Source organism: Paraburkholderia sediminicola, from assembly GCF_046026855.1.
GTDB lineage: Bacteria > Pseudomonadota > Gammaproteobacteria > Burkholderiales > Burkholderiaceae > Paraburkholderia > Paraburkholderia sediminicola_A.
Genome location: NZ_JAQQET010000023.1, coordinates 43,910 through 64,089, shown reverse-complemented (window position 1 = coordinate 64,089; position 20,180 = coordinate 43,910). Strand labels below are relative to the sequence as shown.

The 20,180-nt window shown below is 62.3% G+C and carries 20 protein-coding genes; 10 read left to right on the top strand and 10 right to left on the bottom strand.

Going from position 1 to position 20,180, the window contains the following annotated elements; all coding sequences use genetic code 11:
• Positions 1-52 precede the first annotated feature (52 nt).
• The 5 genes from kdpC to PQR40_RS24260 form a co-directional block, all read right to left on the bottom strand.
• A complete protein-coding gene (gene kdpC / locus PQR40_RS24280) occupies positions 53-631 on the bottom strand; it encodes a potassium-transporting ATPase subunit KdpC (RefSeq protein WP_408234684.1) in 579 nt (192 codons plus the stop codon).
• 30 nt (positions 632-661) lie between these two features.
• Positions 662-2,746, bottom strand: a complete 2,085-nt coding sequence (kdpB, locus tag PQR40_RS24275; protein ID WP_408234681.1) for a potassium-transporting ATPase subunit KdpB — start codon at positions 2,744-2,746, stop codon at positions 662-664.
• Positions 2,747-2,814: 68 nt separating this feature from the next.
• The gene (gene kdpA, locus PQR40_RS24270) at positions 2,815-4,620 is read right to left on the bottom strand and encodes a potassium-transporting ATPase subunit KdpA (RefSeq protein WP_408234678.1); all 1,806 of its coding nucleotides are present in this window, start codon (positions 4,618-4,620) and stop codon (positions 2,815-2,817) included.
• A complete protein-coding gene (gene kdpF / locus PQR40_RS24265; protein ID WP_200564436.1) occupies positions 4,617-4,709 on the bottom strand; it encodes a K(+)-transporting ATPase subunit F in 93 nt (30 codons plus the stop codon). Before kdpF ends, kdpA begins: the two co-directional genes overlap by 4 nt.
• A complete protein-coding gene (locus PQR40_RS24260; RefSeq protein WP_054035137.1) occupies positions 4,706-4,819 on the bottom strand; it encodes a hypothetical protein in 114 nt (37 codons plus the stop codon). Before PQR40_RS24260 ends, kdpF begins: the two co-directional genes overlap by 4 nt.
• A gap of 370 nt (positions 4,820-5,189) precedes the next feature.
• Between PQR40_RS24260 and PQR40_RS24255 the strand changes: the two genes are divergently transcribed.
• Complete coding sequence (locus tag PQR40_RS24255) at positions 5,190-6,335, top strand: hypothetical protein (RefSeq protein WP_408234674.1); 1,146 nt, start codon at positions 5,190-5,192, stop codon at positions 6,333-6,335.
• Between the two features lie 87 nt (positions 6,336-6,422).
• Here PQR40_RS24255 and PQR40_RS24250 read toward each other — a convergent pair whose 3' ends face one another.
• The 3 genes from PQR40_RS24250 to PQR40_RS24240 form a co-directional block, all read right to left on the bottom strand.
• Positions 6,423-7,397, bottom strand: a complete 975-nt coding sequence (locus PQR40_RS24250) for a quinone oxidoreductase family protein (protein WP_408234870.1) — start codon at positions 7,395-7,397, stop codon at positions 6,423-6,425.
• Between the two features lie 49 nt (positions 7,398-7,446).
• Positions 7,447-7,836, bottom strand: a complete 390-nt coding sequence (locus PQR40_RS24245; RefSeq protein ID WP_074284944.1) for a methylglyoxal synthase — start codon at positions 7,834-7,836, stop codon at positions 7,447-7,449.
• 87 nt (positions 7,837-7,923) lie between these two features.
• Entirely contained in the window at positions 7,924-8,706 is a 783-nt protein-coding gene (locus PQR40_RS24240; RefSeq protein ID WP_408509998.1) for an SDR family oxidoreductase, read from the bottom strand.
• Between the two features lie 234 nt (positions 8,707-8,940).
• On the opposite strand from PQR40_RS24240, the gene upp reads away from it, so the two are divergent.
• The 9 genes from upp (at position 8,941) to rng (ending at position 17,544) form a co-directional block, all read left to right on the top strand.
• Positions 8,941-9,591, top strand: coding sequence for a uracil phosphoribosyltransferase (gene upp, locus PQR40_RS24235; protein WP_175052835.1), 651 nt, complete (start codon positions 8,941-8,943; stop codon positions 9,589-9,591).
• A gap of 427 nt (positions 9,592-10,018) precedes the next feature.
• A complete protein-coding gene (locus PQR40_RS24230) occupies positions 10,019-10,747 on the top strand; it encodes a YebC/PmpR family DNA-binding transcriptional regulator (RefSeq protein ID WP_408234668.1) in 729 nt (242 codons plus the stop codon).
• A gap of 236 nt (positions 10,748-10,983) precedes the next feature.
• Positions 10,984-12,282, top strand: a complete 1,299-nt coding sequence (purD, locus tag PQR40_RS24225; protein ID WP_408234665.1) for a phosphoribosylamine--glycine ligase — start codon at positions 10,984-10,986, stop codon at positions 12,280-12,282.
• Positions 12,283-12,514: 232 nt separating this feature from the next.
• A complete protein-coding gene (hemF, locus tag PQR40_RS24220) occupies positions 12,515-13,438 on the top strand; it encodes an oxygen-dependent coproporphyrinogen oxidase (RefSeq protein ID WP_408234662.1) in 924 nt (307 codons plus the stop codon).
• 26 nt (positions 13,439-13,464) lie between these two features.
• On the top strand, positions 13,465-14,205 hold the full coding sequence (locus tag PQR40_RS24215; RefSeq protein WP_408390041.1) for a nicotinate-nucleotide adenylyltransferase: 741 nt from the start codon (positions 13,465-13,467) through the stop codon (positions 14,203-14,205).
• A 4-nt stretch (positions 14,206-14,209) separates the two neighbouring features.
• The gene (gene rsfS / locus PQR40_RS24210; RefSeq protein WP_408213599.1) at positions 14,210-14,665 is read left to right on the top strand and encodes a ribosome silencing factor; all 456 of its coding nucleotides are present in this window, start codon (positions 14,210-14,212) and stop codon (positions 14,663-14,665) included.
• A gap of 91 nt (positions 14,666-14,756) precedes the next feature.
• Positions 14,757-15,227 (top strand): 23S rRNA (pseudouridine(1915)-N(3))-methyltransferase RlmH, encoded by a 471-nt coding sequence (gene rlmH, locus PQR40_RS24205; protein ID WP_408234656.1) that lies wholly within the window; start codon positions 14,757-14,759, stop codon positions 15,225-15,227.
• 208 nt (positions 15,228-15,435) lie between these two features.
• Positions 15,436-16,065 carry a Maf family protein gene (locus PQR40_RS24200; protein WP_408234653.1) on the top strand — a complete coding sequence of 210 codons (630 nt, stop codon included), beginning with the start codon at positions 15,436-15,438 and terminating at the stop codon, positions 16,063-16,065.
• Between the two features lie 9 nt (positions 16,066-16,074).
• On the top strand, positions 16,075-17,544 hold the full coding sequence (gene rng, locus PQR40_RS24195) for a ribonuclease G (protein ID WP_325044899.1): 1,470 nt from the start codon (positions 16,075-16,077) through the stop codon (positions 17,542-17,544).
• 62 nt (positions 17,545-17,606) lie between these two features.
• Here the strand turns inward: rng and PQR40_RS24190 are convergent, their stop codons facing one another.
• Together PQR40_RS24190 and PQR40_RS24185 are read right to left on the bottom strand one after the other, a co-directional pair.
• Positions 17,607-18,677: a LacI family DNA-binding transcriptional regulator gene (locus PQR40_RS24190; protein ID WP_408509997.1), complete on the bottom strand. Its 1,071-nt coding sequence runs from the start codon at positions 18,675-18,677 to the stop codon at positions 17,607-17,609.
• A 114-nt stretch (positions 18,678-18,791) separates the two neighbouring features.
• Entirely contained in the window at positions 18,792-20,117 is a 1,326-nt protein-coding gene (locus PQR40_RS24185; protein ID WP_408390037.1) for an MFS transporter, read from the bottom strand.
• Between the last annotated feature and the right edge of the window lie 63 nt (positions 20,118-20,180).

The window sequence follows — 20,180 nt, the reverse complement described above, 5'->3', positions numbered from 1 at the left end:
AAACCACGGTGCTCAACTGCGCTGAGCGACGCTTACCGGCGTCGAGCCACGCTCAACCGTGTTTCATCTCATCCAGCGCCAGATTCAGTTGCAGCACGTTCACGCGCGGCTCACCGAGAATGCCGAACTGGCGGCCGCTCGTATAACGATCGACCAGTGCCTGCACATCGTTCGCGGCGAGCTTACGCGCCTTGGCAACCCGTTCGATCTGATACGCGGCGGCCGCCGGGCTGATCTCGGGATCGAGACCGCTGCCCGAGGACGTCACCAGATCGACCGGCACCGGCTGCGACATATCCGTGCCGGCAGCCTTCAACGCGTCGATGCGGCCTTTGACCTCATCGAGCAGCGCCGGGTTGGTCGGCCCGAGGTTCGAACCGCCCGAGCTCTGCGGGTTGTACGGCATCGGGCTGGTGGCCGATAGACGGCCCCAGAAGTACTGTGGCGCATCGAACTGCTGGCCGATCAGCTTCGAGCCGACCACCTTGCCGTCCTGCTCGAGCATGCTGCCGTTGGCCTGGTTGTTGAAGGCGGCCTGACCGACTGCGGTCATCACAGCGGGATAAGCAAGTCCGGTGACGGCGGTCAGTACTGCAAAGATCACAATCAGCGGACGGAACAGATTTTTCATGATAAGTAACTCCTCTTAAGCTGCCGCTTCTCAAACCCAGCCGAATGCGGCCAGCACCATATCGATCAGCTTGATGCCAATGAACGGCACGATGATCCCGCCCAGACCGTAGACCAGCAGATTGCGGCGCAGCAGGATCGCCGCGCCCAGCGCCCGGTACTTCACGCCTTTGAGCGCCAGTGGGATCAGCAGCACGATGATCAGCGCATTGAAAATCACCGCCGACATGATGGCGGAGGCTGGCGTTGCCAGATGCATCACGTTCAGCGCGTTCAGTGCCGGATAAGTGGTCGCGAACGCAGCCGGGATGATCGCGAAGTACTTGGCGACGTCGTTTGCAATCGAGAACGTGGTGAGCGAGCCGCGCGTCATCAGCATCTGCTTGCCGATCTCGACAATTTCGATCAGCTTGGTCGGGTTCGAATCGAGGTCGACCATGTTGCCCGCTTCTTTCGCGGCCTGCGTGCCGGTGTTCATTGCCACCGCGACGTCGGCCTGCGCGAGCGCCGGGGCGTCGTTGGTACCGTCGCCGGTCATCGCGACGAGCCGGCCTTCGGCCTGGTGCGCGCGGATCGTAGCGAGTTTGGCTTCCGGCGTGGCTTCGGCGAGGAAGTCGTCGACACCTGCTTCTGCGGCAATTGCTGCTGCCGTCAGCCGGTTGTCACCCGTCACCATGATGGTCTTGATACCCATCTTGCGCAGTTCGGCGAAGCGCTCCTTGATGCCGCCCTTCACCACGTCCTTCAGCTCGATCACGCCGAGCACGCGTGCGCCCTGCTCGCCTTTCTCGGCGACTACCAGCGGCGTGCTGCCACGACGTGCGACTTCAGCGACCGCAGTACTGACTTCGTTCGGGAAACGGCCGCCGTTCGCTTCGACGTAGTTCTTCACCGCATCGGACGCGCCCTTGCGGATTTCGCGGCCCGGCAGATCGACACCGCTCATCCGCGTTTGCGCCGTGAAGGCGAGGAATTCCGCCTTCAGCGAGGCCATATCGCGTTGACGGATATTGAAGCGCTGCTTCGCCAGCACGACGATGCTGCGGCCTTCCGGCGTTTCGTCGGCGAGCGACGAAAGCTGGGCCGCGTCGGCGAGTGCTTCTTCGGTTAAGCCGGGCGCCGGCACGAACTGCGATGCCTGGCGGTTACCGAGAGTGATCGTGCCGGTCTTGTCGAGCAACAGCACGTCGACGTCACCGGCCGCTTCCACAGCGCGGCCCGACGTGGCAATCACGTTGGCCTGCATCATCCGGCTCATGCCGGCCACACCGATCGCCGACAACAACCCGCCGATGGTGGTCGGAATCAGACACACCAGCAGCGCGACCAGTGCGGTAATCGTCACAACGTGCCCGGCTTTTGCAGCTTCAACCGAAAACATCGAGAACGGCAGCAGCGTGGCAGTAGCCAGCAACATCACGATCGTCAACGCGACCAGCAGAATCGTCAGCGCGATTTCGTTCGGCGTCTTTTGACGCTTCGCGCCTTCGACCATCGCGATCATGCGGTCGAGAAACGCTTCGCCCGGATTGGCCGTGACGCGCACGACGATCCAGTCCGACAGCACGCGCGTGCCGCCGGTCACCGACGAGAAGTCGCCGCCCGATTCGCGGATCACCGGTGCGGATTCGCCCGTGATCGCCGATTCGTCGACCGACGCAACACCGTCGATCACTTCGCCGTCGGCCGGAATCACGTCGCCGGTTTCGACCAGCACGACATCGCCTTTACGCAGATCGGACGCCGTCAGAATACGGATCGGCGACTTCGGATGCGGCTCGTTGAGCTTCTTGGCCATCACGTCTTTCTTCGCACTGCGCAGCGACGCTGCCTGGGCCTTGGAACGGCCTTCGGCAAGCGCTTCCGCGAAGTTCGCGAACAGCACCGTGAACCACAGCCACAAGCTGACCGCGAGAATGAAGCCCGCGGGTGCCTCGGCCTGACCGCCGAGCGCGGCGATCCACAGAATCGTCGTCAGAATACTGCCGACGTACACGCAGAACATCACCGGATTACGGAACTGCGTGCGCGGCGTGAGCTTTTTGAAGGAGTCCACGATCGCCGGGCGCAGCAGCGCCGGGTCGAACATGGACCTGGTTGCATTATGTTCAGTCATTGAATCCTCGAATTTCCCGTTTGCGCCTGTTCACTCGTTGGTCGCTCGTGCCATCTCAACGGGCGGCCTCAATGGGCGCCCATCATCATCAGATGTTCGACACCCGGTCCGAGCGCGAGCGCGGGCACATAAGTCAGCGCGCCAACCAGCAACACCGTGCCGAGCAACAACACGACGAACAGCGGGCCGTGAGTCGGCAACGTGCCGCCGGTCACGCCGATGCGCTTCTTCGACGCCAGCGAACCAGCAATCGCCAGCACCGGAACGATCGTGCCGAAACGGCCAAACCACATTGCAATCGCCGTGAGCCAGTTATAGAACGGCGTGCCCACAGTCAGCCCCGCAAACGCGCTGCCGTTGTTATTCGCGGCCGAGCTGAACGCGTAGAGGATTTCGGAGAAGCCGTGCGCACCCGGGTTGGCAATACCCGCTTTGCCTGCGTCGCTCAGCACCGCGATCGACGTGCCCACCAGCACCAGCAGCGGTGTAAGCAGCACCACGATCGACACCATCTTCATCTCGTATGCTTCAATCTTCTTGCCGACATATTCAGGCGTGCGGCCGATCATCAGGCCCGCCACGAACACAGCCAGCAGCGCGAACACGAGCATGCCGTACATACCGGAACCCACACCGCCGAAGATCACTTCGCCGAGTTGCATCAACAGCATCGGATAGAGGCCGCCAATCGGCGTCAACGAGTCGTGCGTATTGGCGACTGCGCCGCACGAAGCTGCCGTGGTCGCGACCGTGAAGATGCCCGACTGCGCGATACCGAAGCGCGTTTCCTTACCTTCCGCGTTACCGCCCGACTGCAACGCATTCGCCGATTGATCGACGTGCAATGCGGTGAACGCGGGATTGCCGGATTGCTCAGCACTGATCTCGCCGAACACGCACACGCCAAATGCGATCGTCATAGCCGCGAGCACGGCCACGCCCTGCTTGCGGTCCATGATCATCCGGCCGAACACAAGTGCGAGAGCCGCAGGAATGACCAGGATCGAGAAGATCTGCAGGAAGTTCGAGAACGGTGTCGGGTTTTCGTACGGATGCGCCGAGTTACCGTTAAAGAAGCCGCCACCGTTGGTGCCGAGCATCTTGATCGCTTCCTGTGATGCAACCGGGCCCATGGCGAGAGTTTGCGTCTTCACCGGCGTATCGACCGTAACCGGATTACCCTTCGCGTCCTTCACCGGATTGCCTTGTGCATCGAGCTTCGGTGCGGCGTACGTGGTGGTTTGCAGCGTGGGCACATCCTGATACGACTTGAAGTTCTGGATCACGCCCTGGCTCATCAGGATCGCAGCGATGATCGCTGACATCGGCAGCAACACGTAAAGCGTCACACGCGTGAGGTCGACCCAGAAGTTGCCAATGGTTTGCGCGGTGTGACGCGCGAAGCCGCGAATCAGCGCAATCACCACCACGATGCCGGTGGCAGCCGAGAAGAAGTTCTGGACAGTGAAGCCGAGCATCTGCGCCAGATAGCCAACGGTCTGCTCAGGCGTGTAGTCCTGCCAGTTCGTGTTGGTCACGAAGCTGACCGCCGTATTGAACGCGCCGTCGACCGTCATCGGGCCGAACTGCTGCGGGTTGCCCGGCAGCCAGCCTTGCACGCGCAACAGCACGTAAAGGAACAGCGCGCCGAGCGCGTTAAACGCGATCGTGGCGATGGCGTAGTGTTTCCAGCCCATTTCCGTCGACGGATCGACGCCCGCGATGCGATACAGCAAACGCTCGATCGGGCCGCCGAAGCGAACCACGCGCGAGGAGCCGTCCATCACGCTGCTCAGGTAGCGGGACATCGGCACCGCGGCTGCCAGCAGCACGACGATGAAGAGGCCCGCCTGCAGGACATTGTTCGAGTTCATTCAATGTCCTCCGCGCGCAACAGCGCATAGACCAGGTACATAAACAGCAGCGCGGTAGCCGCGCCCGACAACCAGAGGATCCAGTTCATGAGCGAGCTCCCTGGCCACGCCGGAACTGCATCAACTTCTCGCAGCCGGCAATCAACGCAAAGGTCAGCGCGAAAAACAGCACCATCCCCCCGACATACAGCACATCCATTTTTATTCCCCATTCACGGACTTTGGATAGGTGCAACGGTATGCCGATCCGCGTAAAGGGCAGGTCAAAGATTTGAGATGGGGTGTAAAAATCGCGTAAACGTTGGCAACGGCCAGACGCACGGCGGTTAAACCGATTAAACCGGTACGACACGCGCTCCGTTAGAAAGAGAAACCATAAACGACTGGCCATTTAATTCTGGCCAGAACACGAAACCATCGCTCATAATGGCGCGCGATATCCATCTGAATGGCCGTGATTATTCAATGCGCTTAAACACGCACCGGATTTAACAAAATAGCCCATTCAACCTTCCGATAGCGCTCTTAATATGCCAATTGATTCAGAAAACGGAACTGCAGCCGAACTCATGAACGACGATCGAGTGACGGTACTCGCAGTTCTGTCCGTCGCCCATTACATCGCCGACGATCGCTGTGACGAGGCACGCCAGCGCTTGCTGGACAACCCGGATATCCAGTTCGAGCCGTGCACCGCGAGACAGTTGCTGGATTGGCTGATCGCTGAAAAATATATGGATCGGGACGACGAAGAAAATGCCACACTGCAGAATTTTCAATGGTCGGAAGACAAGGCCGTTCCACTCGATCAGCGCATTGCGTTGATGCTTTATATCAGCAACGTCGATCCTCGATTGAATGCGCGCTTGCAGGCCTTACTCGAGCTTCGTCGAAAAAAAGCGAAAACGTCCTTCCTGCTCCAGGTTGGCGGCGTGCTGGTGGTATTGATCGGCTTCGGCATTTATATGCTGATGCCCGATTCAACGCCAATGTGCGGCGCGTCGTCGACCACCACGGCGCTCAACTCGCTCATCTACGACGGGGAAATGAAAAGCATGACCGGCTTGCAGATGGTGCAGAAAAATGGCCTGCCGAACACGTGGAACCATCGCGAAATCGGCTATGACAGCAAGGATCATTCGCGCGGCTGTGTCGCCGATCTGACCATCGGCGAGGACAAGACGCAGATCGGCTACGCCGTGCTGCGCACCGCGGACGACAAGAACAAGTTCGCCGTCCAGGCTTTCCCGCCCGAATACATCACGTCGCGCTACGACGCGGCCACGCTGAATAACACGCTCGGCGCGCCGGTCGGGCGGGACAACATGGAAGCGGCCATGAAGGCGGCACTGACCCATCTCGATGCGCAGATCCATGGTCCGGCCGCACTATCCTCGAAGCCCGCGACTGACGACGACCAACCAGCATCCCTCGCGGACAGCGTACTGAACGTTATCCCGAGCGCGAACTGCCGGCAGCTTGCCGATGGGCGCCAGTCGTGCCCGGTGACCATCGACTATCGGGACGATCTGCTGTCGGCAATCGGCGCGTCGCCGGTCATTCAACTGCATAGCGATTTCGTATTCGTGAAGAGCGGCACCAGTTGGACAATGGCCGACGACTTCCCGAAAGCGTTCATGACCGCAATCGTCGCGGGGCGCATGGCCAAGCTGAAGCCGACGCCGCCCGTAGCGGCCAGCGAAGCGTCGAATTAAGGGATCGGTACGCCCTCGCCGCCGAGGCTTTCAAAGCACGACGGCGGCGCGGGGCGAGCCGATGCGAGCCACGCCCGCCCGCGTGCCTTACGGCAGCAGAATCGTCGAGCCCGTGGTGCGACGCCCTTCGAGATCAGCGTGCGCCTTGCCGACATCAGCCAGCGCGTAGCGTTGATTGATGCTCGCCTTCACCTTGCCCGACACCAGCACGTCGAACAGTTCTGCGGACATCGCCTCGTAGTCGCTGCGTTTGGCGATATAGGTAAAGAGCGTGGGACGCGTAAAGAACAGCGAACCGCGTCCGGCGAATTCCGATGAATCGATCGGCGGCAGCGCTCCCGACGCATTGCCGAAGCTCACAAACATGCCGAGCGGCGCGAGGCAGTCGAGCGAACCCGTAAACGTATCTTTGCCGATCGAGTCGTACACCACCGGCACACCCGCGCCATTGGTGATCTCGCGCACGCGCCTGGTAAAGTTTTCGCGCGTGTAGACGATGGCGTGATCACAGCCGTGCGCCTTGGCGATCTCCGCTTTCTCGTCGGAACCGACCGTGCCGATCACCGTCGCGCCCAACGCTTTCGCCCATTGGCAAACCAGCAGGCCGACGCCGCCGGCCGCGGCCTGAATGAGGATCGTGTCGCCGGCCTTCACCGGATAGGTACGGCGCAGCAGGTATTGCGCGGTCAAGCCTTGCAGCATGACGGAGGCCGCCTGCTCGTCGCTCACCGCGTCCGGCACCTTGACGGCTTGCGCCGCCGGCAGCACACGCTCCTGGGTGTATGCGCCTGGCGGACGCGCCACGTATGCCACGCGATCACCGGCTTTGAGACCGGTCACGCCTGCGCCGACCGCGGTGACTTCACCCGCCGCTTCCATTCCGAGGCCACCCGGCAACGGCAGCGGATACAAGCCCGTGCGGAAATACACGTCGATATAGTTCAGGCCCACCGCGGTCTGCCTGATGCGAATCTCGCCCGCACCCGGCTCGCCCACTTCGACGTCCACCCATTTCATCACCTCAGGGCCGCCGGTTTTATCGAATCGGATTGCTTTGACCATCATGTCTCCTTGGTTTGTGATGTCGATCGGCCGCACTGCATGCGCGCGTTCAAACCTGCTGCGTAAGGCGCAAGGTCAGCACGTCGAGAATCATTCGCGCGGTCGAAATATTGGTGGCGCACGGAATGTTGTGAACGTCGCAGGCACGCACCAGCGCGTTGATATCCGGTTCGTGCGGCTGCGGCGTCATCGGGTCGCGCAGGAAAATCACCATGTCCACCCGCCCTTCCGCGAGTTGCGCGCCGATCTGCAAGTCGCCGCCATGCGGGCCGGACAACATACGTTCGACCGTGAGGCCGTGCGCATCGCCAATGCGCGTGCCGGTCGTGCCGGTTGCGACGATCTCGCAGCGCCTGAGCGTATCGACGTATTCGCCGGCCAGTTTGACGATGTCGTCTTTCTTGTGATCGTGCGCGATCAGCGCAATGCGGGTGCTCATGACGTAAGACTCCTGAAACCGTTGTGAATGTCGTTGTTGTAGTGATGGTGATGCCGGTGCTTCGCCGGTACTTCAATAGCTGGGCGGTCAGAATGTACCGGGGTGAGCGCCGCCGTCGATCAGCCAGTTCTGGCCGGTGATGTAGCCGGCATGCACACTGCACAGGAACGCACAGGCGCGGCCGAATTCATCGCGATTGCCGAAACGGCCGGCGGGGATCGTCTTCATGCGCTGCTTGCGCGCGTCGTCGACGGAAATGTTTTGCGCCTTGGCTTGCGCCGCGAAGGTGGTTGCGATGCGGTCGGTGTCGAACAGGCCCGGCAGCAGATTGTTGATCGTCACGCCCGAGGAAGCGACCTTGCTGCGCGCCAGGCCCGCCACGAAGCCGGTCAGCCCCGAACGCGCCCCGTTAGACAGGCCGAGCACGTCAATCGGCGCCTTGACCGCCGAGCTCGTGATATTGACGATGCGCCCATAGCCGCGCTCGCTCATCCCGTCGATGGTCGCGCGGATCAGCTCGATCGGCGTGAGCATGTTGCTCTCCAGCGCACGGATCCAGTCTTCGTGCGTGAAGTTGCGAAAATCGCCCGGCGGCGGGCCGCCCGCGTTATTGACCAGAATGTCCGGCTGCGGACAGGCGGCGAGCGCCGCGGCGCGCCCTTCGGGCGTGGTGATGTCGCACGCCACCGTTTTCACTTCGACGCCGCTATGCTTGCGAATCTCGGCGGCAGTCGCCTCCAGCGTCTCGGCCGTGCGCGCGACGATCGTCAGGTTGACGCCTTCGGCGGCGAGCGCTTCCGCGCAGCCGCGCCCCAGACCCTTGCTGGCCGCGCAAACCAGCGCGGTGCGTCCTGCGATTCCCATGTCCATGTGTGTATCCTCTGGCGTAGTCGTGGTGCGGGGGGACCCCGCTGTTGCCCAATCGTTGCGAAGTTTCCCCCGATTCTAGAAGAATCGGTGCCGGACTGCGCCGGGCTACTGCAATCTCCGGTATCTTCCGGCGCCACTCTTTCGGTAAACTTGCGCCGTGGCGTGTCCGCCCGCCGGTTTCAGGCCATGCGGACCGCCAAACCGATCCCTCTAGCCGCCGCTTGCGCCCCCGCCATGACCCAGGACAGCCGTTTTCCCAATCTTTTCATCCTCGATCACCCGCTGATCCAGCACAAGCTGTCGCATATGCGCGACCGGGACACCTCGACCCGCACGTTTCGCGAACTGCTGCGTGAGATCACGCTACTGATGGGCTACGAAATCACCCGCAATCTGCCGATGACCACGCGCCGCCTCACCACGCCGCTGGTCGAAATCGATGCGCCGGTGATCGCCGGCAAGAAACTGGCGATCGTGCCGGTGCTGCGTGCCGGCATCGGCATGTCGGACGGCCTGCTGGAGCTCGTGCCGTCGGCGCGCGTGGGCCACATCGGCGTGTATCGCGCCGAGGACCATCGCCCGGTCGAATATCTGGTGCGCCTGCCGGATCTGGAAGACCGCGTGTTCATTCTGTGCGATCCGATGGTGGCGACCGGTTATTCCGCCGTGCACGCGGTGGACGTGCTCAAGCGCCGCAACGTGAGCGGCGAGAACATCATGTTTCTCGCGCTGGTGGCGGCCCCGGAAGGCGTGCAGGTGTTCCAGGACGCGCATCCGGACGTCAAACTGTACGTGGCGTCGCTCGATTCGCACCTGAACGAGCACGCGTACATCGTGCCGGGTCTCGGCGACGCCGGCGACCGCCTGTTCGGCACGAAAAACTGACAGCGGGCTGAAAAAAACGGGGGCGGCTCGCGCAAAACGCCGCCACTGCTTAATTTCCACGCAGTTTCCGGCGACGCTCTGCTCTGCCGCACTCTCGCGGCGTGATAAAATTCGAATCCGCTCAAAGAGCCGCTCAACTTGCACCGCCGCCGGCGCATCGCGCCTTTACGCGGGGTTTGCCGGAACCGGTGCGGTTTGGGGCGCCACTGCGCCGCCCGCTGACCTCACTGCCTAGCCCCGCGCTGGCGACTTTCGATCCCCGGCAGGGCCTCGCTGGGCGCGATCAAGCTGAGGAAGGTCTGACATCAGGCGGTCTGAGCGCTTTGACATCGGGCGCAAGGTCGCAATCAGCAGCGCCGCGCGCCCGACATCGCAACGACAATTGCACTATGCGTGCGCCCCACTGGCGCGCGCGACGGAGAAATGTATGGCGGGTCATTCGAAATGGGCCAACATCAAGCATAAGAAAGCAGCGGCCGACGCCAAGCGCGGCAAGGTCTGGACGCGGCTCATCAAGGAAATTCAGGTGGCGGCCCGCATGGGCGGCGGCGACATCGACTCGAATCCGCGTCTGCGGCTCGCCGTCGAAAAGTCGTACGACGCCAACATGCCGAAAGATAACGTCAACCGCGCGATCCAGCGTGGCGTGGGCGGCGTCGACGGCGCAAGCTACGAAGAAATTCGCTACGAAGGCTACGGCATCGGCGGCGCAGCGGTGATCGTGGACACGATGACCGACAACCGCACCCGTACGGTGGCGGACGTGCGTCACGCGTTCTCGAAGAACGGCGGCAACATGGGCACGGACGGCTCGGTGTCGTTCATGTTCGATCACGTCGGCCAGTTCCTGTTCGCGCCCGGCACGCCGGAAGACAAGCTGATGGAAGCTGCGCTCGAAGCCGGCGCCGACGACGTCGTCACGAACGAAGACGGCAGCATTGAAGTGCTGTGCCCGGCGAACGACTTCCCGAAGGTGAAGACCGCACTGGAAGCCGCGGGCTTCAAGGCTGAACTGGCCGAGGTAACGATGAAACCTCAGACGGAAGTCGAATTCACGGGCGACGACGCCGTGAAAATGCAGAAGCTGCTCGACGCGCTGGAAAATCTGGACGACGTGCAGGAAGTCTATACAAACGCCGCGATCGCCGACGAATGAGCGTGCCCCGGCGGCGCCTCGCGCGTGGAGTTATCGAACCACGCCCGCGCCGCCGGTTGGCCCTCGCGTTGCTGTTGAGCGGGCGTTGGTTGGTGCCCTTCCACACGAACTCCACTCGGGTTCGCTATGTGCCCTGCGCCGCTAGCTGGCTGCGGGCCCATTGCAAACCTCATTGTTATTCCACGGCTGAGCGCGATGCTTCAGCCGTTTATGGTTTTTAAGTCTCGGGGATTCACATGAAGTTACTCGTCGTCGGTTCCGGCGGTCGCGAACATGCGCTCGCATGGAAGCTCGCGCAATCGCCACGGGTCCAGCTCGTCTACGTTGCTCCCGGCAATGGCGGCACCGCCCAGGACGAGCGTCTGCGCAACATCGACATCACCGATCCGGCTGAGCTCGCCGATTTCGTCGAGAAAGAACAGATCGCCTTCACGCTGGTCGGCCCGGAAGGGCCGCTCGCCGCGGGTATCGTCAACCTGTTCCGCTCGCGCGGCCTGAAGATTTTCGGGCCGAGCAAGGAAGCCGCGCAGCTCGAAAGCTCGAAAGATTTTGCCAAGGCGTTCATGAAGCGCCACGCGATCCCGACTGCCGAATACGAAACCTTCGCCGACGTCGTCGCCGCGCACGCCTATCTCGACGCCAAGGGCGCGCCGATCGTAATCAAGGCTGATGGCCTCGCCGCCGGCAAGGGCGTCGTCGTTGCGCAAACGCTGGAAGAAGCGCACGCCGCAGTCGACATGATGCTGTCGGACAACAAGCTGGGCGATGCCGGTGCGCGCGTCGTGATCGAGGAATTCCTCGCCGGCGAAGAAGCCAGCTTCATCGTCATGGTGGACGGCAAGCATGTGCTGGCGCTCGCCTCGAGTCAGGACCACAAGCGTCTGCTCGACGCCGACCAGGGTCCGAACACCGGCGGCATGGGCGCCTACTCGCCCGCGCCGATCGTGACGCCGCAACTGCACGCACGGGTGATGCGCGAAATCATCCAGCCGACCGTGCGTGGCATGGAGAAAGAAGGCATCCGCTTCACGGGCTTTTTGTACGCCGGTCTGATGATCGACGCGCAAGGCAACCCGAAGACGCTCGAATTCAACTGCCGGATGGGCGACCCGGAGACGCAACCGATCATGGCGCGTCTGAAGGGCGACTTTTCGAAGGTGGTCGAGCAGGCAATCGCCGGCACGCTCAATACGATCGAACTCGAATGGGATCGCCGTACCGCGCTTGGCGTAGTGCTCGCCGCGCACAACTACCCAGACACGCCGCGCAAGGGTGACCGGATCAGCGATATCCCGGCTGAAACCGTGGATTCAGTCACGTTCCACGCGGGTACTACGCTGTCGGACGGCAAGCTGACCACCTCGGGCGGCCGCGTATTGTGCGTGGTCGGGCTGGCGGATTCGGTACGCAGCGCGCAATCGGTCGCGTACGAAACGATCAACCAGATCTCATTCGACGGCATGCAATATCGCCGCGACATCGGCTACCGTGCATTGAACCGCAAGCACGACGCCAGGAGCGAAGGCAAGCAGTAAGCCGTACCCCCACTTGTCCGCGTGCGGCGCCAACGGCGCTACACTGCGGGTTTTCGCGGCCGTTGCGGCGCCCACCGCACCATGTGGGCTTGCCCCGGTTGATTGGCATTTCACCCGACGCGAATGACTGTAGCGCCGCGCCTTCGCAGGAACACCCTGAAGAAGGCCCGGCCCTCGCCCTTCACGAAGAACCCGCGGCACGACGAGCGTGCCGCCCTCAGCATCTGCACTCATGACCGATTCGAGCTACGACGCACAGGCCGTGCGCAGCTGGCTGCAAGGCCTGCAAACGCATATCGCGGACACGCTCGGCGCGTTCGACGGTAAGCCGTTCGCGACCGACGCATGGCAGCGCGCCCCCGGCGAAAAGCTGCGCGGCGGCGGCTGCACGCGGATTCTGGAAGGCGGCAACTTCTTCGAACGGGCCGGCATCGGCTTCTCGGACGTAGCGGGCGACGCGTTGCCCGGTTCGGCGAGTGCCGCGCGCCCGCAACTGGCCGGCCGCGGCTTCGAAGCCATGGGCGTCTCGCTCGTGCTGCACCCGCACAATCCGCACTGCCCGACCGTGCATATGAATGTGCGTCTGCTGATCGCGACCAAGCCCGGCGAAGAACCGGTGTTCTGGTTCGGCGGCGGCATGGATCTGACGCCGTACTATGGCTACGAGGAAGACGCGCAGCATTTCCATCGTGTCTGCCGCGACGCGCTGCAGCCTTATGGCGCAGACCTCTACCCGAGTTTCAAGCACTGGTGCGACGAGTATTTCTTCCTCAAGCACCGCAATGAACCACGTGGCATCGGCGGGATTTTCTTCGACGATTTCTCGGCGCCGGGCTTCGATCAATCGTTCGCGATGCTGAAAAGCGTCGGTGAGGGATTCCTCAAAGCGTATATGCCGATCATCGAGAAGCGCCGCAACATTCCGTACGGCGAAGCCGAGCGGGAGTTCCAGGCATACCGGCGCGGCCGCTACGTCGAGTTCAATCTGGTCTTCGACCGTGGCACACTATTTGGGCTGCAGAGCGGCGGACGCACCGAATCGATTCTGATGTCGATGCCGCCTGTGGTGAACTGGCGCTACAACTGGCAGCCCGAACCGGGCACGCCTGAAGCGCGTCTTTACAGCGATTTTCTCGTGCCGCGCGAGTGGGTGTGAGGCCTTAGGCCCGCACCGCACTGCACGTGACCACGACAAAGGATCCTCACCTGAAGCCGAACGCACATCCTGTCGCCCTGCCTCGCCGGATCGGACTGCTCGGCGGCACTTTCGATCCGATCCACGACGGCCATCTCGCGCTTGCGCGGCGTTTCGCCGAGGTGCTGAACCTGACCGAACTGGTGCTGCTGCCGGCCGGCCAGCCGTGGCAGAAAACCGACGTGTCGGCCGCCAAACACCGGCTGGCCATGACCCGGGCCGCCGCCGGCGCATTAGTGCTGCCGGGCGTGACGGTGCGGGTTGCGACCGACGAAATTGAACACGATGGTCCGACGTACACCATCAACACGCTGCAATTGTGGCGTGAACGCGAAGGTCAGGATGCGTCGATTGCGCTTCTGATCGGCGCGGATCAACTGGTGCATCTCGACACATGGCGCGACTGGCGGCGCCTGTTCGACTTCGCTCATATTTGCGCGGCCACGCGCCCCGGTTTCGACCTTACGTCGATTCCGTCCGTGGTCGCCCGAGAAATCGACGCGCGCCGTGCCCGCGCCGACGTTCTGCAAGCCACGCCCTGCGGCCACTTGCTGATCGATACGACGCTTGCGTTCAACGTCTCGGCCACCGACATTCGCACGTATCTGCGCGAACAGGTAAGCCAGCGACTCGCCCACGTGGGCGAGGAACAGCAAGACCAGGCCGCGAGCCATGTCCCCACTGCGGTGTGGGACTATATTCTTCAACATCATCTGTACCACCGGTAACCCCATGGATATTCGCAAACTGCAACGCGTGATCGTCGACGCTCTCGAAGACGTCAAAGCGCAAGACATCAAGGTGTTCAACACCAGCCACCTGACCGCCCTGTTCGATCGCGTGATCGTCGCCTCCGGCACCTCGAACCGCCAGACCAAGGCGCTCGCTTCGAGCGTGCGCGAGAGCGTCAAGGAAAACGGCGGCGATGTGATCAGCACCGAAGGCGAGGACGTCGGCGAATGGGTGCTGGTCGATTGCGGCGACGCGATCGTGCACATCCTGCAACCCGCGCTGCGCCAGTACTACAACCTCGAAGAAATCTGGGGCGACAAGCCCGTGCGCATCAAACTGTCCACGCCGAATCCGTTCGGTGGCGCCAGCGCGAGCGAACCGGACGACGAGGAAGAAGAGGACGAAGCGCCGGCTGCCAAGAAGCCGGCACGCAAGACGCCGGCACGCCGCAAGTAAGCAACGGGCTGGCAAACCGCTTACTTCTGCGAACGCGTAGTCTGCGCTTGCGTCCGCGATTGCAGCGATTGCCTCCTCGATTACGCCACTCATGAAACTGCACATCCTCGCTGTCGGCCACAAGATGCCGGACTGGATCGCCACCGGCTTCGATGAATACGCGAAACGCATGCCGCCGGAGCTGCGCATCGAGCTGCGCGAGATCAAGCCCGAGCAGCGTTCGTCGGGGCGGCCGGCCGAAAGCGTGATGGCAGCCGAGCGGCAGAAAATCGAAGCCGCGTTGCCGAAGAACGCGCGCATTGTCGCGCTCGATGAACGCGGCAAGGATTGGACCACGATGCAGCTCGCCGGCGCTCTGCCCGACTGGCAACAGGACGGCCGCGACGTGGCGTTTCTGATCGGCGGCGCCGACGGGCTCGACCCCGATCTGAAAGCGCGCGCCGATATGCTGCTGCGTGTCTCCAGCCTGACGCTGCCGCACGCAATGGTGCGCGTGCTGCTCGCCGAACAGCTTTACCGCGCGTGGACCATCACGCAAAATCACCCCTATCACCGCGCGTGAGCGAACGAGACTGCTGACGGATCGCGCGTTTCTGGCCTCGTTACCTGCGCTGATTGATGCGCCTACAGGTGCATTTATAGGCGCGTTTTCGATACGCTTCTCGACGCGCTTATCCTCGTGTTCTTTGCCACGCTGATCGACGCCCGACTGACAAGCTCATCGCGCGCTCGTCACGCATAGACGCAATCCGCCTCATCGAGACCTGTTCATGCCAACGCCCGCCGCTTCGCGCCATCCATTCGTCTATCTCGCTTCCCAGAGTCCACGCCGTCAGGAGCTGTTGCAACAGCTCGGCGTGCGTTTCGAATTGCTGCTGCCGCGTCCCGATGAAGATGCCGAAGCGCTCGAAGTCGAGCTACCCGGCGAGCGCGCTCGCGACTACGTGCAGCGCGTGTGCATCGCCAAGGCGCACGCTGCCCGCGCGCGTCTCGTAGCAGGCGGACACGTCGCACGGCCCATCCTGGTTGCCGACACAACCGTCACGATCGACGACGCGATCCTCGGCAAACCCATCGACGCCAACGATGCCGTCGCGATGCTCACGCGCCTCGCGGGCCGCGATCACGAAGTGCTGACAGCCGTCGCGGTGGTCGATGCAGAAGGCGCGTTGCTGCCTGCAGCGCTATCGGTATCGAAGGTGCGTTTTGCTGCACTGCACGCGGACGCCGTGCGCCGCTACGCCGCAAGCGGCGAGCCGCTCGGCAAGGCGGGCGCGTATGGTGTGCAGGGACGCGCCGCCGAGTTTGTCGAACATATCGACGGGTCCTATTCAGGTATCATGGGTTTGCCGCTTTTTGAAACCGCTGCCCTCCTGCGTGCAGCGAGCATCGACTTCTAAAATAACACCATGAATGAAGAAATCCTGATCAATGTCACGCCGCAGGAAACGCGAGTCGCGCTAGTCCAGCAAGGCGCCGTCCAGGAACTTCACGTCGAACGAACGCTGTCGCGAGGACGCGTCGGCAATGTCTATCTCGGCAAAGTCGTCCGCGTGTTGCCGGGCATGCAATCCGCCTTCATCGATATCGGTCTGGAGCGCGCCGCGTTCCTGCACGTAGCGGATATCTGGCATCCGCGCATTGCGGGCGAGCCGCAGCATCAGACGCCGCATCAGCCGATTGAAAAGATCGTCTTCGAAGGCCAGACGCTGATGGTTCAGGTCGTGAAGGATCCGATCGGCACCAAGGGTGCCAGGCTGTCCACGCAAGTGAGTATCGCCGGGCGCACGCTCGTGTATCTGCCGCAGGAGCCGCACATCGGCATCTCGCAGAAGATCGAGAGCGAAGCCGAGCGCGAGGCCGTGCGCGCGCGCTTGACCGCCGTGCTGCCTGCCGACGAAAAAGGCGGCTACATCGTACGCACGATCGCTGAAGATGCGAGCAGCGAAGAATTGGCCGGAGACGTCGCGTACCTGCGCAAGACGTGGGCGACGATTATCTCGCAAGGTCAGCGCATGCCGCCGACCAGCCTGCTGTATCAGGATCTGAATCTCGCGCAACGCGTGCTGCGCGATTTCGTCAATGACGAGACCTCGCGTATCCAGGTCGACTCACGCGAGACCTATCAAATGCTTGCCGACTTCGCGGCGGAGTTCACGCCGGCGGTGTCGTCGAAGCTGCATCACTACACGGGCGAACGGCCGCTCTTCGATCTGTACAACATCGAAGCGGAAATCCAGCGCGCATTATCACGCCGGGTCGATCTGAAGTCGGGCGGCTATCTGGTGATCGACCAGACCGAAGCGATGACCACCATCGACGTCAACACCGGCGGTTACGTCGGCGCGCGCAACTTCGACGATACGATCTTCAAGACCAACCTCGAAGCCGCGCACACGATCGCGCGGCAATTGCGGCTGCGCAATCTGGGCGGCGTGATCATCATCGACTTCATCGATATGGAAAACGTCGAGCATCGCGATCAGGTGCTCGGCGAGTTGAAGAAGGCGTTGTCGCGCGATCGCACGCGCGTGACGGTGAATGGGTTCTCGCAGCTGGGCCTGGTGGAGATGACGCGCAAGCGCACGCGCGAATCGCTGGCGCATGTGCTGTGCGAGCCCTGCCCGGTTTGCCAGGGCAAGGGGCAGGTCAAGACGTCGCGCACGGTGTGCTACGACGTGCTGCGCGAGATTCTGCGCGAGTCGCGGCAATTCAACCCGCGAGAGTTCCGCGTGGTGGCGTCGCAGCAGGTGATCGATCTGTTTCTTGAAGAAGAGTCGCAGCATCTGGCGATGCTGATGGATTTCATCGGCAAGCCAGTGTCGTTGCAGGTGGAGTCGAATTTGAGTCAGGAGCAGTACGATATTGTGTTGATGTAATCGGCAGAATCCTTACCCTCTTCCGCGCGCCAGATCCGGTTTATCCAGCAACGGCAGGAGCGTCAGGTCGTCTCGCGTTCGACGATATGAAACCCGACGTCGGTTACCCTGGTCTTGTCGACGCCGGCCAACCGGTCCAGCAGACATCGTGCGGCGGTGAGGCCGATGCGCGTGCCGTCGACTCGCACGGTGGTCAATTGCGGCGTGGTTTCAGTCGCGAATTCGAGGTCGCCGAAACCGCAAATAGAAAGTTGCGACGGCACGTTCATACTCATGCGTTTGGCCGCGCCGAGCACGCCGATAGCGAGCAGATCCGAGCCGCAGAACACTGCGTCGAGATTCGGCGCCTGTTCGATCAGCGCCGGCAATGCAGCCTTGCCGGCGGCAACCGAGCTCGGGGGCGACACCAGCACCTCGGCAATCCCGTTGATACCCGCTTGCGCAAGACGCTCGCGAAAACCGTCCCGGCGCGCGAGCGCGCGGTCGTCGTTCGCTGAGACCAGGCCCGGTGCCCGCACGTTACGCGCCAGAAAATGCTCAGCCACCGCCACGCCGACCTGATAGTGCGAAAAACCCACCAGCATGTCGATCGGCGTCCCGGTCATGTCCCACGTTTCGACGATCGGCATGCCCACGTTGAGCAAGCGCTCGCGCAACGAATCGGCGTGCGCGACACCGGTCAGCAGCACACCTTCCGGACGCCGGCTCAGGACCGCGTCGAGCAACGCCTCTTCGCTCGAATCGCTGTAGCCGCTCAGGGCCAGCAGCACCTGATAACCGGCACGCGACATCGTCTCGCTAAACACCTGGATCGTTTCGGAAAACAGTGAGTGCGCGATGGTGGGCACGATCGCGGCGATCAGGCGCGAACGTGACGACGACAAACCGCCCGCGAGACGATTGGGCACATAGCCGAGCTTTTGCACCACCTGCCGCACCCGTTCGAGCGTTTCAGGCGCGACCGTCTCGGGACTATTAAAGACCCGCGACACCGTAATCGGCGCGACGCCCGCCTGCGCGGCGACGTCCGTGATGCGCAGGCCCTTGGGGCCGCCTCGCAAGCGTTTCGCTGGCGCCGTCGCCCCTTCCGGAACGTCAGGGCTGGCAGCGGCGGTCGGCTTGTGATTCGGCATGGCTCGGTGACTGGAGTGATGTATCGCGGCTATTGTAGACTGCGGCCAGCCGCCCGCCGCGGGTGGACGACCCGTGATTCAAGTGGCCCGGATCCATCTAAAGAAAGAGGAAATTCACTCGGCCACGGGTACATGGCTCTGCACGATGTGAGCGTTTCGATTGCGGCGCAGAATCAGCAACGTGACGACGGCAAATACCAGCAGGCAGGTCGCCGGAATCAGCATCGGCGCCTTCACGCTGCCCGTGGTCTGACGTACCCACGGCACCAGATTCTGCGCAATGAAGCCGCCGATATTGCCGAGCGAATTGATCGCCGCAATCCCGGCTGCGGCGCGCGCGCCGAACAGGAACTTCGGCGGCAGCGTCCAGAAACACGGGATCAGCAAATACATGCAGGGAGCGCCGAAACAAAGCGCGGCAAACCGCAGCGTGTTGGTCGGCAGAAACACGGCGCTCAGGAAGCACGCGACACCGAGCAGCGCGGCTACCAGCATCGCGACGATTGCGCGATTGCCGCCGCGCAGCTTCGATGGCAGCCATGCGAGCACGATCGTCGCCATCAACCACGGAATGATGTTCAGCAGGCCGTTGGTCGTATTGCTGACGCCGAAGCCCTTCACCAGCGTTGGCAACCAGTAGCTCACACCGTAGACGGATATCGACAGCATCATGTAGTACAGCGCCATGCCGATCACGCGCGGCTCCGTCAGCACGCTCAGCAGCGAGGAACGACCGGCGTAATTTCTTTTCATCTGATCGCGTTCCGCGTCGAGCGTGTCGGTGAGCCATTGTTTTTCGTCGGCGGAGAGAAACTTTGCTTGCGCCGGTGACGCCGGCAGCAGGAACAATACGACGAAGGTCAACAGAATCGACGGCAAGCCGGTGACGATGAACACGAGCTGCCAGCCGTGTAATCCCGCGACACCGCCCTTGTCGAGCAACCAGCCGCAGATCGGCGCACCCACCATGTTGCCCAGACTGCTGCCGACGGTGAAGTAGCCGAGCATCCGTACGCGATGCCGTGACGGAAACCACAAAGTCAGGTAGTAGATCACGCCCGGATACAAGCCCGCTTCCGAAGCACCGAGCAGAAAACGCAGTGCGTAAAACATCGTTGCATTCTGAGTGAACGCGAGAAGTATCGTGACGACGCCCCAGGTGAACATGATGCGCGCCATCCAGCGTGGTGCGCCGTACTTGTGCAGCAACACGTTGCTCGGCACTTCGAACAACAGATAGCCGATAAAGAACAACGACGCACCGAGTCCGTACGCGACCTCAGAAAGCCCAAGGCTGCCGAGCATCTGCAGCTTGGCAAAACTGATATTGGAGCGATCGATGTAGGCAACAAGATAGAGCAAGCCGAGCAGCGGCATCAAACGGAATGCCAGGCGATTGATCAGACGCGATTCATCGATCGCCGGTGTCGTGATATTCACTGTGTCTCCTGCGCTCGCGCCGTCCGCGCGAACAATGGCCAGGCGATGGATCGAAACAGCCTC